We start from the raw sequence: 15,619 nt of genomic DNA, 5'->3' as shown, positions 1-15,619 counted from the left end.
TAATGCTCCGGTATCACACGCACAAGAGATTTATTGTAATGGCAATTTGGCATTTAGATCCTTCACTGGAAGAACTGAACCAGGGAATATCCCAATGCATGCCCGGCTACCTGGGAATGGAAATTACGGAAATTGGCGATGATTACCTGGAAGGGACCTTACCCGTAGACCATCGCACTCGCCAGCCCTTCGGTATTTTGCATGGTGGTGCTAATGTCGTATTGTCGGAGACGCTGGGCTCCATAGGTGCCAACCTATTAGTGGATACCGATAAATTTTATTGTGTCGGTCAGGAAGTTAATGCCAATCACCTGCGCCCTGTCCCTGAGGGAGAGGTTCGCGGTCGTGCAAAACCCGTGCATATTGGGCGCAGCAGCCAGGTGTGGGAAATTCTGATCTATGCACCCAATGGGAAACTCAGCTGTATTTCTCGCATTACCATGGCTGTTGTAGCTCATGGTGCCTAGTATTAGCTCTTGGGTTGCGAGTGGAGGTTCCGCTTGAAACAGGCCCAGGATTTTATTTTTGAAGATATTCCCTATCGCTTGGTGCGTTCGAGCCGGCGCAAGCGTCTGGGACTGGTACTGTCTTCCGGTGGTGTGGAAGTGCGAATTCCACAGCGTTGTGCAGCCCGTTATGGGCATGAATTCCTGCAGGAAAATATCCAGTGGGTGAGAGCGCAGTTACTCGCAGCCGACCGGCGCGCCGCGCAGGTGCCACAATATCAGTACGCTTTTGGTGAGAGTTTTCCCTGGCTGGGACAGCAGCTTCCCTTACAGCGTGCAATGAGCAGTAAAAGTGCCGGTATTGGCGATGGTGCTATCGGGCTTTATACCCGCTATCGCCAGCCTGATGACACGCAGCTGCAAACTGCTTTACAACGCCTTTACCAGCGGGAAGCATTGGCATTGTTAACGCAAAAATCCCATGTGTTGGCCGAGCAGCTGGGGTTAAGTATTTCATCAGTAAAAGTCCGTCGCACCAAAAGCAAATGGGGTCACTGTAGTATCCGCGGTGAGCTGCAGTTTAACTGGCTTGTTTGTCTCGCTCCTGAGCCGGTGGTTGATTACCTGGTGGCTCACGAGGTCTGCCATTTGCAACATCATAACCACAGCCGCGCTTTCTGGGATTTAGTCCACAGTGTGTGCCCCAGATTTAAAGAGTTGCGCCGCTGGTTGCGCGATAACGGCCACCGCCTGACCCTGTAACTTTTTTCTATTCTTTAGTTGTACTGAATTCTCCCAATTAATTATGAGTAAGAAGCCCCGTTTTATTACTGGCCGCAAGCCGGTTAAAAAAAACTTGCCGAGCCGCGCTGAAGCGACAATAGAAAAATTTAGTCACGATATGCGCGGTATTGCCCGGGTGGGTGGCAAAACGGTGTTTATTGATAGTGCCTTACCGGGAGAGCAGGTTAAATTCCGCTATACCGCACGGCGCGGCCGTTTTGATGAGGGAATTGTTGAGGACGTCATATCGGCTTCAGCGGACCGGTGCGCGCCGCAGTGCGCCTATGTGGATTCATGTGGAGGCTGTTCGGTTCAGCACCTGGAGCCATCGGCACAAATTATTGAAAAGCAAAAAATTCTTTTGGATCAGTTGTCGCGCTTTGGCGGTATTGAACCCGAAGAAATACTGCCGCCGTTAACCGCTGATGCCTATGGTTATCGGCGCAAGGCCCGTATCGGCATTCGCAAATTGAAAAAATCCCAGGGTGGTGAGTTGCTTTTTGGTTTTCGAAAAAAGCACAGCAATGATTTGGTAGATATTGATGAGTGCCCGGTACTACATACAAAAATTGCCGAACATTTAGGGTCGCTAAAAAAACTTGTTGGCGAAAGTGAAGGCCGGGCAAACTTTTCTCATCTGGAAGTGGCGGTTGGAGATGATGTGACAGCTCTGGTGCTCCGCCATTTAAAGCCCCTGTCAGATAAGGACTTGGCGCTCTGGTTAACATTTGCTAAAAGTACCGGTATACACCTGTATATACAAGGTGGGGGTGATGCTTCACTGGAGAGAATCTGGCCGACAGAAGGAGCTGCTTATCTCAGTTATCAGTTGCCGGAATTTGACCTGACGCTGAGGTTTAAACCGCAGGATTTTGTGCAGGTTAATTTTGCGATAAATCGGCAGATGGTGAGTCGAGCCGTTGAGTTACTCGATCCGCAACCCTCCGAGCGTGTATTGGATTTATTTTGTGGATTGGGGAATTTTACCCTGCCATTGGCGCGTCGTGCAGCGGAAGTGATCGGAGTCGAAGGTGTCGGCGCTTTAACTCAACGAGGTGGGGACAATGCCGCTTTGAACCAATTACAAAATGTGCACTTTTATTCTGCCGACCTGAACGAAAAAATGGCAGGTGCGCCTTGGGCTGAAGCAGGTTTCGATAAAATCCTGTTGGACCCACCGAGAGACGGCGCTTTGGAGGCTGTGCGCGGGTTGGCGCGATTTTCTGCCAGTAGGATCGTCTACGTCTCCTGTAACCCGGCCACCCTGGCTCGGGATGCCGGTGAATTGGTGAAGTTGGGGTACCGGTTGAGTAAGGCGGGTGTCATGGATATGTTTCCCCATACCGATCATGTTGAGTCGATGGCAGTATTCGACAGAATTTAGGGCCTATTGAGGCCGGGAAAACTAACGTAAACTGCGGTAAAACCGTTTAAGCGAAGTTGTTATGCAAAGCGAAACCCTAACCGATAATTTTGAAGATAATTGCGCGCGCTTTTTGCCTGAAGCTGTAGGCCAGGGCTGCGTCTGGGCCCTGCAGGGTGAGGAGGGCTTTGCACTTTGTGAGTCTGAAAAGCGGGCAGATACCGAGGTTATGCCCTTTTGGTCGCAAAGAGAATTTGCACAAGACCACTGCGAAGGAGACTGGGCTGACTATGAGGCAGTGGCAATTGACCTGGAAGAATTTATGGATGACTGGCTCACCGGCATGCATGAAGATGTCTTATTGGTGGGGATAAACTGGAATGCCGAACTGGAAGGGGTTGAGATGGAACCCCTGGACCTGCTGGAGCAGTTGGAGCAAGAGCTGCAATAAACTGCGCCATAGTGCCCCACCCAGTGGATAAAAATTACTCAACGGGGTGTCTCAAATGGGGCAGATTCTTGGCTTGCGCAAAACAGTCTACGGAGTTGCCAACATTACCGAGGCTGTGGCCTGGTATACGCAGGTACTCGAACAGAAACCCAGCTATGAAAGCGATAGCTATGCGGCATTTAGTATTGGTGATTGCGAGCTCGGATTAAATGCCGATGCGCGCAGCGCGATCAGTCGGGCCGATGGTGTAGTTGCTTACTGGCAGGTTTTGGATTTGGCCGTGCAGATTGAGCGACTCGGTACTATGGGGGTGCGGCAGCACACGGATGTAGAGGAAGTTTCTGGACGTGTGCTGATGGCGAGCTTTCTCGACCCCTATGGCAATGTTTTCGGATTGATTGAGTACCTGCAAACGCCCATTGAGAGATAGGACCATTAAACGGAGCAGTTCCTGTGGATAAGCCGCCCATTTCCAGATTTCGTTCCCCCAATCGAAGTTTTGCTGCGGAAAGCCTTGCGCAAATTGGGCGGGGTTATGTAGTTCCGGATCGAGTGGCTTTAATTACCGGCTGCTCAAGCGGTATTGGGCGGGAACTGGCTTTGGCGCTACATCGCCGGGGAACCATAGTGATTGCCACGGCGCGCCGCCCGGAAAGTTTACAAGAGCTGGCGGACCTGGGAATTGCTACAGAGGCCTTGGATGTGAATTCCCAGGCGGATATCAATCGAGTGGTTCACGCAGTAAAAGCGGCATACGGGCGGCTCGATATTTTGGTCAATAACGCCGGTTACGGTCAGATGGGGCCGTTGCTGGAACTGGACACGCGAGCACTCGAAAAGCAGTTCCGAACCAATGTATTTGCCCCTCTAGCTTTGATTAGAGCCTGTGTACCTTTAATGCGTTCGGAGCAGGGCGGAATTGTGTGTAATATTGGCTCGGTTTCCGGGGTATTGCCCACACCTTTCTCCGGTGCCTATTGTGCTTCTAAAGCGGCCCTACACTCTATTTCTGATGTTTTGCGACTTGAACTAAAACCCTTTGGTATTCGGGTAATGACGGTGCAACCCGGTGCGATCGCATCGGAATTTGGTCGCCACGCTGAGACATCCCTGCGCGGTCTTTTACCGCCGGACTCCCTGTATAAACGGCAGGAAGAGGCGGTTAGGGCCCGTGCCCAGGAGTCCCAACAGAATGCTACATTGGCAAGCACACTGGCCAAAAAGCTGGTGCGTGAGCTGCTGCGCAAGCGTGCGCGCCCCTTAGTCCGTATTGGCAATCGCAGCAGCCTGTTGCCCTGGATGGCCCGCTGGCTGCCGCGCAGTTTTAGGGACTGGTTTTTAATGCGGAGATTTAAATTAAATCGCCTCGCTCACAAAAGCTGAGGATTGTTATTCTGGTTTTTGCAGTGAGTGGTTGGACTCCTTCAACCACTGTTGTACTTCGTTGTAGTTGCCTCGATACAGAATTTTCTGTTCCGATTTCTTCATAAGATGGTCGTAGCTGCCGTCATAGTATTCCCGCAACAGTGACACCACGATAGGGATGTACACATCACTATTATTCGTTCTCAGTAATTCTTGGTTAGCTGAAGCTAAGGCTTCGTTGAGCTGCTTGTAGCGCAGCCCTCCTAGGCGTTTACTGATTTTATTGAGATTGAGATGTAATTCTTCCCCCAAAGATTCAGCTGCTGATTTTTCACTGCTTTTAAAGCGCTCTAAGCCCTCGTGAACATAATCTTGCACAATGCGCTGTGCCCGTGTTTCCAGTGGCTCCTCGACAAGAACCCTGGGAGCGGCCTTCATGGCGGTTTGCAATACTGGAGGAAGTGCGCAGCGTCCAATTAGACGGCTTTCATCTTCAATCGCAATAGCACCTGTCTGCTGAGAAAGCTTCAGCAGGTCGATACTGATCTGATTTTCAAAATCGATTTGTGAAGGTTGGCTACTACGGGTGCGTCCAAAGCTAGAACCTCGATGTTTTGCGATCCCCTCAAGGTCGATATACCGCCGCGCAGCCTGGATTAATTCTGTTTTGCCACTGCCGGTGTGACCAGCAACAACGATAAAGGGCAGCTGGGTACAATGCTTTTCCAGCTTGTTTAACAGGAACTGCCGCATGGCTTTATAGCCACCCTCTACTATCGGGTATTCAATATTATTCGAGCGTAGCAGTTTTTGTGTCATTCGGGAGCGCAAACCGCCTCGGAAACAGTAGAGGTAACCTTGGGGGTGTTTACGTACAAATGCGCTCCATTGTGAAAGACATAAGCTTCGCACGTCATCTGTTGCTAAACGCCAGCCAAGGTCAATTGCTGCTTGCTGGCCTTTGTTCTTGTACTCAGTCCCGATCAGTTCACGTTGGTGATTGTCAAGCAGGGGGTGGTTTCTTGCGGAAGGGAAAGCGCCGCGAACAAACTCAACTGGGGCGCGTACGTCCATCAGCGGAATATCATTCAGGAAGATGTCCGTGTAATTCGCAGTATCGGTCCGCAAGGTAGCACTCCTGCTTATTTAGAAAATAGGTGGTATTTGATTGTATCTCCATTTTCTTTCCAGGCCTATGGCAACTGAAGAAGCTACTTGTATATGCAATATATGATGTGCTTAGCGTTAGATGACAGTTTGATATTTACACCGGAAATTAATGCTCAGTATGAGAGAATACTTTTTTAATTTATTGCTCGATAGCTCAGTGTTTACATTTACTTTTTGAACCTAATGCGATTCCAGGTCACAGAAGGTAAATCTTAGCTTCCCTGAATTATTGCAGCTGATTTAAAAATCCTGGAAGCATTTGGATTACATAATGGGCGGGTTGCTCCTGCATGTATAGAGGATAAAAACGTGGCTAAAAAATATATCTATATCCCGATAAATAGTGATGAAATGCAGGAATATGCGGAGGGGTTGGCGAAAGCCTGGGGCATACCGGTGAATCAAATCCTGGCCAATAAAGTAACCTCCGGTTTTGGAAAAGCCATGTATCGATGGGTGAACCAGTGTTTGAGTAAGCTGAACCCTGCCGATACCCTTTACATCGTAACCCATGGCACGGGTGCCGGGGATGGACAATTTATTGGTGCTGAGCGCTCCACGAGTAACAACAAGCAGAAAAAAGTATATGTAAACGGCATGCCTAACTGGCAGGGAGGAGAGTGGAAAACCTACACGCCTCGACAGCTAGCAGATACCTTGGTTAAAGAGGGGCTTCCTGCTAATTTCGTTAATTTACATGTTTGTGCCTGTGGTTCCGGCTACGATGGAGAAAAGTTAAGACCTTGGGCTCAACGCTTGCGCCAGGCGATGGTTGGCACCTATAGAAATATTCAGGTCACTGGATATAGAGGTTGGTTCTCCTGCAGTACTGCCAGGGTTTGTATTAAAGTAGGTACTCAGTTTTATCCATTGGAAGAGCGGGCAGTTACTTTCTCCTGAATTTTGTACCCCTAATGTAGCTGGGGTTATGGCGTAGAAGTGCGCTCCATGTAATTTCCCGGGTATACCCTGAATAGATAGCTGAACAGAAATCTGAGCAGCTTTTATATTCAGGGATATCTTTCTCCATGACTGTTGACCAGTTACTAATCCTGATTATTTTAAGTGTCACTATAACCCTGTTTATATGGGGGCGGTGGCGCCACGATATGGTTGCTATAGCAGCCTTATTGACTTGTGTCTTTACCGGTCTGATTCCCCCGGAAAATGCTTTTATTGGTTTTGGCCATCCAGCGGTCGTGACTGTAGCTTGTGTGTTAATCCTGAGTCGCGGCTTACAAAATACCGGCGCAATGGATGCACTTGCACAACGAGTTGTCCGCAAAAGCGGGAGTATCTCAGTATCCATATTGTTACTCATTGGGCTCGGCGCGTTTTTATCGAGCTTTATGAATAATGTCGGCGCGTTGGCTTTATTAATGCCCGTGGCTGTGGATATGGCCGAGAAACAGAAAGTGGCACTGGGGAGGGTTTTAATGCCCCTGTCTTTTGCAACGATTCTGGGGGGAATGACCACACTGATAGGTACACCGCCAAACTTGGTCGTTTCCGGTTTTCGGGCGGATTCTGGCGCCGGTAGCTACGGTATGTTTGATTTCACCCCGGTGGGTCTGGCAGTTGCGATAGCCGGAGTTTTGTTTATTGCATTTGTTGGGTGGCGCTTGGTGCCTGCACGCAATCGAACGGGGGCCTCCTCCTTTGAAACTGGCACATATTTAACAGAAGCACTTGTTGAGGAAAAAAGTGTAGCTGCCGGTAAGAATCTACGTGAAATTTCCAAAATGCTGGGAACAGAAGATGCCCAAGTTGTGGGTGTCGTACACAATGATGCCAGGGTCTCTCCCGCGACTCCCTGGCATAAAGTAAATAGCGGTGACATTTTGGTCATTGAGGCGGAGCCGGAGAGCCTTGCCACCTGCTTGTCCAATCTCAGTTTGAAAACAGTGGGAGCCCTTGGGGCAGATTCATCGGGTAAGGCTCGACAATCGGGTAGCAATAACACCGAGAGTGATTCTCAGAATAAGACCCCAATAAAAGCACTGGCGGATCGTACCGAAATGCAGCTGCGGGAGTTGGTTGTCATGCCAGATTCCCCTTTAGTGGGACGCCCTATGAGGTTTTCACGCCTCGCAGCGAGATACCAGATTCACTTGCTAGCACTCTCGCGCCAGGGGCGCCGCTCGGTGCGCCGGTTGCGTTCGACACCATTACTGGCCGGTGATGCTCTGTTAATGATGGGGGCCGATGAAAACCTAAACAGCTTTGCTAGGGAAAAGGGCTGTGTGCCTTTGGCCTCAAGGGATATTAGCATTCCCAACAAGGAGAAGGCGGCCATTGCCCTATTGGCTATGGTGCTTGGTGTCGCTGGTGCAGCGTTCGGCTTATTACCGGCAGCAATCTCGTTCGCCACTTGTGTATTGGCTTTTATGGCGTTGAAGATAGTGCCGTTGCGAAATGTTTATGACTCTATCGACGGGTCCGTCGTCGTGCTATTGGGGACTTTGATTGCTGTTGCTGATGTGATGGAGTCAACGGGAGCTGCAGACTTGGTCGCTCAGGTTTTGTTGGATGTTCTGGCTCAGGGCAGTGCTGTTTTGGCCCTGGGGCTGATCCTGGTGGTTACTATGACGCTGTCTGATTTTATGAATAATGTCGCCACTGCGGCAGTGATGTGTTCAATTGCCATGAGTACTGCAGAACAACTGGCGGTGAATCCAGATAGCTTCCTGATGGCTGTCGCAATTGGAGCCTCTTGCGCATTTCTAACGCCGGTTGGGCACCAAAATAACACCTTAATTTTGGGGCCGGGAGGGTTTGAATTTGGTGATTACTGGAAAATGGGGCTGCCACTCGAATTGTTGGTACTGGTTGTGAGTATCCCTATGTTGCTTTGGGTTTGGCCCTTGTAATCGCGGTGAGCTCAAGCAATAGAATCGTCTACCGGCTGGGCCAACTCTGCCATGAACTTACTACAAAAGCGCAGAATATCAGTCACAGTTACAATTCCAACCAGCTCGCCTTCCCGCATAACCAGTACAGAGCCAATACTGGTATCGGCCATAGCTAAGAGAATTTTATCCAGCGGGTCGTGGATATCTGCGATAAAGGGACGTCTGGCACATAGGTCATGTACATAGAGCTGCTGCTCTTCTAGGCGGTGTCCCGGTGCACTGGCTCTTTCGATATCCCCTCGGGAAATGACCGTCTCCAAGTCGCCTGCACGTGTTACCGGCAGGTGGCGTACTTTGTGCTCCTCCATCATTGCCAGAGCATCCTCTACCGTGGCATTGATATCGATATGGTAGGGAAATGGCGTCATCAGAGCGGCCAAAGTCGGTATATGGTGGATATTATTGTGAGTGGACATAGTATGATCTGGGTATCCAATTGTATTTGGCAATATGCTCGATTACCGTTACACAGCGACTAATTTGCAATTGACGACTGCAGCTACAATATAGCTAATTGCGCTCCCTAGGGATATCCTTTTAAGATTGCAGATATGGCCGCCTTTGTTACACTTTTTAGCCCTTATTTTGAATTATTCCTATTATATTCAAAGGTAGGGACACAAATGGTTGATATTTGCCGGTGAAAGATTATTATTCGCGACCTCAGTCGAAAAATATAATCAGTGATTCGGAGTGTTTGCCGAACCGAGCTGAAATCGGCTAGTTTTTAATAATGTATTTGCCGAATATACCTAACACCAGAACTACACGATGTGTAGTGGTATCTACTCATGTATATCGGGCAATTCATAATATGCCGGACTAAACATCACTAAATTGCTTGCCATTGGCCAGCCACGGTGTTTGTTGATTTTTTACACGGTATATCCGAAATAACAATCTGTGTCGCCCAGCGCCACAGATATATCTCTGTGTTTTTTAATAACCGTCGTTGAGGTTTATTGAATGTTTCAGGAATACGAACAACTTGAACAACAAATCGCCGAACATCAGGCAAGAATCGAAGAGTTACAAGAGCAAATGGCTCAGGCTGAACGCAAGAAAGATGGCGTAATTGCCTATGATAAAGCATTGGTGAACCTTGCTGCTGAATACCACATGGATGAAGAGGAGTTCTTCGTTGCCCGTGGCCAGCAAATCGTTGAATGGTTGGTAGCACAGCTGGGTGATGAAGATCCTGCAGACTACGTACAAACCCTGAAGGCTCGCGTTGCCCGTCATCTCAAGAAGGAAGGTGACAGCCCCCGTCGCGGCCGTCGTGCAGCACCGGCAGCAAAGGCAGCAGAGCCCAAGCTGGAAACTGGTCACTATCGCAACCCGTATACCGGCGCTACTGTTGAAAAGAAAAAGCGTAATCCTAAGGCCCTGAGCCAGTGGATTGATGAGTACGGTCTGGACACCGTAAAAGAGTGGAAAATCTAATTCTGGATGACCACTCATTTGATGCCGGATATCCGGCATCAAATATTTTTTTAAAAATCGTTCGATTTTAATTCATCGCATTATTTGGCATTTTCGCCGCATCCTCTCTTTACTTACCTTATTATATTCAGCATATGTCTGCCCCGTTATTTACCTGGGAGTTTATACTGTGCTTTCAAGACTTAAGCTGTTTATTTTCTGTACACTTTTTGTTCTGGTTGGGGCTTCAAATTGGGTTTTAGCCGACTCTTCTGAGTCTCAGGTTATTTACTTAATACGCCATGCAGAAAAAGAGAAAGGGCCCGGGGTGGGTCGCGACCCTCATTTGACTGAGGCGGGCCGGCAGCGTGCACGGCAACTCGCCTATATTCTTGGGGGAGTGGGTATAGACGCTATCTATAGCACTGACTACAACCGCACCCGGGAAACGGTTGAGCCTCTGTCAAAAGAGCTGGGGCTTGAAGTGGAAATTTATAACCCCAGAGATTTAAAAGAATTTGCTAACTCTTTGCAGCAGGCGGGAAATCGAATTTTAGTGGTTGGGCACAGCAATACCACTCCAAAACTGGCGGAATTGCTCGGCGGTGAAAAAGGGCGACCTATTCGAGAGGCCAGTGAGTTTGACCGACTCTATATCCTTGTGCGTGATAATGAGGGGGTAACCACTTTGATACAGCGCTATGGCCCGATGAAATCCTCGCAGACAGAAAATGCAGTTTCAGAGTCACCTTAATTAATAATTTCTTTTATAAAACTATCGACTACCTGTGACGCCAGTCCGTGGCGGTGTTCTTTGAAGGCATCGCCGACACTACTGCGCTCCAGGTTCAACTCTATGGTGTGAGCTCCAGCCTGATTGGCACATTCGACAAATCCCGCTGCTGGGTAGACGTTTCCAGATGTGCCAATGCTGATAAATAGGTCGCAATCGGACAACGCCTGATAGATAGTTTCCATTTCCAGAGGCATTTCTCCAAACCAGACCACATGGGGGCGAAGGTTTCCCGCCTGCTGACAGCAACTACAGGTATCAGCTATCGAAAGATCCGAATTGAGCGGATATAGTTTCCCGCTCCGGCTGCATCGTGCTTTTAGTAGCTCTCCATGCATATGAATCAACTGCTCACTGCCCGCGCGCTCATGCAGGTTGTCAATATTTTGAGTAACCAGTAAGTAATCCCCTTGGAATTTCTGTTCCAGTTCGGCCAGGGCGAGATGGGCAGGGTTGGGATGGATATCTGCAGATAGCAGCTGCTGGCGGCGTTCATTGTAAAATCTATGTACCAGTGCCGGATTGCGATCAAATGCCTCTGGCGTTGCGACATCTTCCAGGCGATGGTTTTCCCACAGGCCATCGGCACCGCGAAAAGTACCTATGCCAGATTCAGCTGAAATTCCTGCGCCGGTAAGTACAACGATTTTTTGATACTGTTTTTTCATTTTATATTTTCACACAAGGGCTTTGCCTGGATCTACAGAGGAGCTCGCATTCAGCTCAGAGGTCTTAATTGATGGGCTGGTGTGACTCATAATGTTACCGCCCTGGCACTTCCATGTGCAGGGTTTATTGGTAGCAGTATTAGTTAATTTTGCACTAACTTTCTATTTTTCCCTTAGCTTCATGGGATTGATCCTTTAGTGCATCTTGAGCTTCGGCTTCACAAACCGGTTCGCCTGTCCGATTAGGTAGAGCAGCATAGCTCTCGGCCAGCCGTGGATTGCCGCCAAGTGCATACGGTAGAGCGAGCGATAGGCAAGGCCAGCAAGGCGTCCTTCTACGGTAAGACTGCCTTTAACCAACGCCCCCATCAGGTTGCCAACGGCAGTGTATTGACTGAGGGATACCAGAGAGCCTCGATCGCGATAATAAAAATGGTGCAAAGGTCTATCTTCAAATAGGGCAATAATATTGTCGCCAACCAGGGTAGCCATTTGCTGTGCTGCCTGGGCGCGCGGAGGCACTCGCTGGTGATTGCCGTCAATGCAACTGGCGCAGTCCCCCATGGCAAATATCTTTGCGTCAGTTTGGGTCTGTAAGGTAGTTTCCACTTCGATTTGATTGAGTCGGTTGGTACTGAGACCATCCAGCTGGGTGAGGAATCCCGGAGCTTTGACGCCGGCAGCCCACACTCGGATTGCGGCAGGGAGTTCCCTGCCACAGGAGGTGGTAAGTCCACGTTCGTTTGCTGAAGCAATATGGTGGCCGGTAAGGATATTAACCCCCATCTTGGCCAGTTCGCGTTCAGCATTATTTCCAATTCGTTTTGGTAGTGCTGGGAGTAGGTGCTCACCCCCTTCTATCAAGGTGATTTCCATCGCATTGGGACGAATGCGTCCATAGTTGCCGACTTGTTTTACGGCATCCACCAATTCAGCAGAGAGTTCTACACCGGTTGCACCGCCGCCAACGATTGCCACTTTTAACTTATCATCAACATGTGTCTCCAGCCGCAGGAAACGATTGAGAAGGTTTTGGTGAAATTTTTGTGCTTCGTTGCTGCTATCCAGGAAAAAGCAGTTTTCTCTGACGCCGGGGATATGAAAGTCGTTACTGTGCCCGCCGATACACAGTACTAAATAATCGTATTCCAATTCCCGTGCGGGTACTAACTCGCTACCGTCCTCATCATTAACAGGTCCGAGCCCGACTACTTGTCGTTCACGATCCAGGGACTGCAGGCTACCCAACTGAAATTCATAGCCGTGAATGCGGGCATGCACCTGATAATTCAGTGCATCCATATTGGCATCCAATGCGCCGGAGGCAACCTGGTGTAGCAGTGGTTTCCACAGGTGGGTGCGATTTCGATCAACCAGAGTAACTTGTGCAGCGGGGGACTTGCGGCGGCGCTTAAAGAAAGGGGTAAAAGAAAAATATTGACCGAGCCGTGTAGCCAAATGCAGGCCGCTGGCACCGCCGCCAATAATGACGATCTTTTTCATAGGGGTCTTCCTGTCGATTGCTAAAAGCCGACTCCCCAATCTGTGAAGACCTTTTTTGGTATCGGGAAATATGTCACCGATGTTTTTTCTAGCGCCAGTATGTCGCGCTGAAAGACAGATGACAAGTTAACAGAGTCGGTGAAGGCCTCTCTCAATAGAAATCATACAAAGCTCATAACCGGTTGTTGTTCCGGTTTCGCAAAATCCTTAAACCTGGCCTGGTACAGTCTCGTTGTCCTGTGAAATTAGCGCTCGCCAGTCTGCTGACTTGCGCAAGTGTACGCTCACTTCTGGATTCTGTGAGTCCGTCACTACACCGATAATTGACGCCTGGGTGTAACCGCGCTCTAGCAGTGCGCCCACGCAGGCTTCGGCTTGCTCAATAGGAACAGCAGCGAGGAGTCCCCCGCAAGTCTGTGGATCGGTAATCAGCGACCACTGGGGTAACCACTGCCACTCCTGGGGGTTTTCCACAAAGGCGTAGGCATTGGCATTTTGCGGTTGCAGGCTGGATAGCCATCCGCGCTCGATACAAGTAGCGGCGCCGGAGATTAGTGGTAGATTCTCAGCGATCAGTGTCGCGCTTAACCCTTCAGGGCCGAGCATTTCCAATAGGTGGCCCAGCAGGCCAAAGCCCGTGACATCTGTCAGCGCATTGGCGTTGTGGCGGGCAAATATCTCTGCGGCGTCGGCATTGCTATGCAACATGGTTTCCAGCGCCTGCTGCAACCATAGGCCTTTAGCCTCTCCCGCGCCCTCTGCTGCCAGGATAGTGCCTACACCCAATGGCTTGCTCAGGATCAAGCAGTCTCCCCCGCGGGCCCCCGTTTTCTCCAGGAGTTGCTCCCGCTCGGAAAATCCATTGACGGTTAAGCCCATTAGCATTTCAGAACCTTCGGCGGTATGCCCGCCAGATAGGACACAGTGGTGCCGGTTCAGCTCGTGGATGGCGCCTGCGAGTAACTGCTGTAGGTCTCGCCGGGTTATTTCCTCTGCAGCCGTAGGCAGGGTTGCAAGGATTTGTGCGGTGGCGGGTCGAGCATTCATAGCAAATAGGTCGGATAGGGCGTGCAGAGCCGCCAGGCGACCAAATATCCATGGATCATCTACAGGTGCACGCAATTGGTCGGAGCTTTGCACTAATAAATGATTAGCCGGTAGGTCCATAACTGCGGCATCGTCACCGACGCCCTTTAACAGGTATTCCGAATGCTGATCCGGGAGGGTCGCCAGCGTGCGGCGCAGGATGTCAGCTCCAACTTTTGCGCCACAGCCATTACAGCGCATTGGAGATAGAGAAGAGCCTGAGCGCTGGTCGACGATGTCTTTGGTTTTGGCAGTGTGATCAGCCATGTCCATTGGCAGCTCACTGAAGCGTCGCATAAATGTGCGGTCGATAGAGTCTTTCCATCGCCACATCAGACCGCTTGCAGCGGCGAAGCCATTTCGAACTGCCACAGCCCGCTTGCCACCGCAGGAGAGCAGGCTGAGAAAATCTTTTTGTGGCAGGTATTGTTTTAAGCGGCGTCCGGTCAGGGAGGCGCGCAGATTGTGAAATAGAACTGGCCCCTGGCGAACGGCGTAAACTCCAGCCTTGGGTAGAGGCTCTGGGGCGAAACTGGCCACATCACCAGCTGCAAAAACGTCTTCCCGCCCCTGGGCGCGAAGTGTTTGATCCACTACCACAAAGCCTTTGTCATCGAGGGACAGGCCCGAGTTGGCCAGCCAGGGGGGAGCACAGGCATTGGTGGTGAGTATTACCTGATCGAGGGGCAGGCAGTCACCGCTCCCATTAACGACACCCTGTTCGGTAATTTCATTAACGTTCCAGTTATGGTGTAACTGAACCCCTAGCTCTTGCATCTCCTTTGAGACTAATTTGCGTGCTCTGACTGGATAGCCCTGGGGAATTGCTGCGGCGCCATGAATCAGGTGAACCTCTACCTGCTTTTTCTTAACGGCACCTTGTAAAGCGTGAGCCATTGCCATCGACAGCTCGCAACCTCCGGCACCGCCGCCGACAACTCCTAAGCGGAAAGGTGAGGTGTTTTCACCAACCTGTTTTTGCAGCTTTTGCCAGAAACGGTAGAAATGCCCGATAGGTTTTACCGGGATTGCCAATTCGGAGCCCGGTAACTCGCGGGCGGGAGTCGCGCCGACATCCAAAGAGAGCAGGTCGTACTCTATGGGAGGTCTACCCAATAGGGATACGGTGCGATTATCGATGTCAATTTCGTGTGCACAGGCCTGTATAAAGCGGGCACCAGCGGCCCGGCAGAGCCTGGCAAGATCTATATGAGTGTCTTCCAGGGAGTAATGGCCTGCAACCATTCCGGGCAACATACCGGAGTAGGCGGTTTGCACTTGGGGAGAGACCAGGGTCAGACGCGCGCCTGGCAGAGGGTTCATGGCCCACATTTGCAGCACAATAGCATGGCTATGGCCGCCGCCGACCAAAAGGATGTCCTGGTAGTTTGGATGCTCCTGCATGTCTACTCACTGGCTGGGTAACAGAAAAAATGAGAGGCGGTAAGGATACTGGCTTCCCAAACTTCCGCGCCGCGCAAATACACCCCTGGATAAATAGTAGACAGTTCGCATTTGACTGCGAGCGAATGGACGACGCAGCTGCTTATTATCGCGAATAGCAGCGCCAAGGCAAAAAAATCCCCAGGTGCTGGTCTTTACTGTATGGGCCTAATTGCAGTTGTAATCTGCATAAAATTCATTTTCTGGCGCTTAA

Annotated in this window: 15 protein-coding genes; 10 read left to right on the top strand and 5 right to left on the bottom strand. The window is 50.2% G+C overall.

Annotation, left to right across the window (positions count from 1 at the left end; translation table 11 throughout):
* Nucleotides 1-38 precede the first annotated feature (38 nt).
* From ACJJIY_RS02540 to ACJJIY_RS02515, 6 genes are all read left to right on the top strand, one after another.
* A complete protein-coding gene (locus ACJJIY_RS02540) occupies nt 39-467 on the top strand; it encodes a hotdog fold thioesterase (protein WP_444892114.1) in 429 nt (142 codons plus the stop codon).
* Nucleotides 468-500: 33 nt separating this feature from the next.
* Entirely contained in the window at nt 501-1,208 is a 708-nt protein-coding gene (locus tag ACJJIY_RS02535) for a M48 family metallopeptidase (protein ID WP_445359023.1), read from the top strand.
* Between the two features lie 43 nt (nt 1,209-1,251).
* Nucleotides 1,252-2,613: a 23S rRNA (uracil(1939)-C(5))-methyltransferase RlmD gene (gene rlmD, locus ACJJIY_RS02530; protein WP_445359022.1), complete on the top strand. Its 1,362-nt coding sequence runs from the start codon at nt 1,252-1,254 to the stop codon at nt 2,611-2,613.
* Nucleotides 2,614-2,674: 61 nt separating this feature from the next.
* Nucleotides 2,675-3,043, top strand: a complete 369-nt coding sequence (locus ACJJIY_RS02525; RefSeq protein WP_444895989.1) for a DUF2750 domain-containing protein — start codon at nt 2,675-2,677, stop codon at nt 3,041-3,043.
* A 55-nt stretch (nt 3,044-3,098) separates the two neighbouring features.
* On the top strand, nt 3,099-3,473 hold the full coding sequence (locus tag ACJJIY_RS02520) for a VOC family protein (RefSeq protein WP_445359021.1): 375 nt from the start codon (nt 3,099-3,101) through the stop codon (nt 3,471-3,473).
* A 23-nt stretch (nt 3,474-3,496) separates the two neighbouring features.
* Nucleotides 3,497-4,426: an SDR family oxidoreductase gene (locus tag ACJJIY_RS02515; RefSeq protein ID WP_444895991.1), complete on the top strand. Its 930-nt coding sequence runs from the start codon at nt 3,497-3,499 to the stop codon at nt 4,424-4,426.
* A 6-nt stretch (nt 4,427-4,432) separates the two neighbouring features.
* Here the strand turns inward: ACJJIY_RS02515 and mnmH are convergent, their stop codons facing one another.
* The gene (mnmH, locus tag ACJJIY_RS02510; protein ID WP_445359020.1) at nt 4,433-5,536 is read right to left on the bottom strand and encodes a tRNA 2-selenouridine(34) synthase MnmH; all 1,104 of its coding nucleotides are present in this window, start codon (nt 5,534-5,536) and stop codon (nt 4,433-4,435) included.
* Nucleotides 5,537-5,887: 351 nt separating this feature from the next.
* On the opposite strand from mnmH, the gene ACJJIY_RS02505 reads away from it, so the two are divergent.
* Together ACJJIY_RS02505 and ACJJIY_RS02500 are read left to right on the top strand one after the other, a co-directional pair.
* Nucleotides 5,888-6,478 (top strand): hypothetical protein, encoded by a 591-nt coding sequence (locus ACJJIY_RS02505; protein ID WP_413663455.1) that lies wholly within the window; start codon nt 5,888-5,890, stop codon nt 6,476-6,478.
* Nucleotides 6,479-6,606: 128 nt separating this feature from the next.
* A complete protein-coding gene (locus tag ACJJIY_RS02500) occupies nt 6,607-8,448 on the top strand; it encodes an SLC13 family permease (RefSeq protein ID WP_413663454.1) in 1,842 nt (613 codons plus the stop codon).
* Between the two features lie 11 nt (nt 8,449-8,459).
* Here ACJJIY_RS02500 and ACJJIY_RS02495 read toward each other — a convergent pair whose 3' ends face one another.
* A complete protein-coding gene (locus ACJJIY_RS02495) occupies nt 8,460-8,906 on the bottom strand; it encodes a CBS domain-containing protein (RefSeq protein ID WP_445359019.1) in 447 nt (148 codons plus the stop codon).
* 550 nt (nt 8,907-9,456) lie between these two features.
* Between ACJJIY_RS02495 and ACJJIY_RS02490 the strand changes: the two genes are divergently transcribed.
* Entirely contained in the window at nt 9,457-9,933 is a 477-nt protein-coding gene (locus tag ACJJIY_RS02490) for a DNA binding protein (protein ID WP_282931121.1), read from the top strand.
* A gap of 169 nt (nt 9,934-10,102) precedes the next feature.
* Nucleotides 10,103-10,666: a SixA phosphatase family protein gene (locus tag ACJJIY_RS02485; protein ID WP_282931122.1), complete on the top strand. Its 564-nt coding sequence runs from the start codon at nt 10,103-10,105 to the stop codon at nt 10,664-10,666.
* On the opposite strand, the gene cobB is transcribed toward ACJJIY_RS02485, so the two are convergent.
* The 3 genes from cobB to ACJJIY_RS02470 form a co-directional block, all read right to left on the bottom strand.
* A complete protein-coding gene (gene cobB / locus ACJJIY_RS02480) occupies nt 10,663-11,373 on the bottom strand; it encodes a Sir2 family NAD+-dependent deacetylase (RefSeq protein ID WP_445359018.1) in 711 nt (236 codons plus the stop codon). The two genes, ACJJIY_RS02485 and cobB, sit on opposite strands and share 4 nt — an antisense overlap.
* 195 nt (nt 11,374-11,568) lie before the next feature.
* Nucleotides 11,569-12,876 (bottom strand): NAD(P)/FAD-dependent oxidoreductase, encoded by a 1,308-nt coding sequence (locus tag ACJJIY_RS02475; protein WP_444892108.1) that lies wholly within the window; start codon nt 12,874-12,876, stop codon nt 11,569-11,571.
* A gap of 207 nt (nt 12,877-13,083) precedes the next feature.
* The gene (locus ACJJIY_RS02470; protein ID WP_445359017.1) at nt 13,084-15,366 is read right to left on the bottom strand and encodes a slr1591 family oxidoreductase; all 2,283 of its coding nucleotides are present in this window, start codon (nt 15,364-15,366) and stop codon (nt 13,084-13,086) included.
* Between the last annotated feature and the right edge of the window lie 253 nt (nt 15,367-15,619).

This window comes from Microbulbifer maximicatervae (SeqCode) (assembly GCF_052468155.1).
This window is presented reverse-complemented; position numbering and strand designations above follow the sequence as displayed.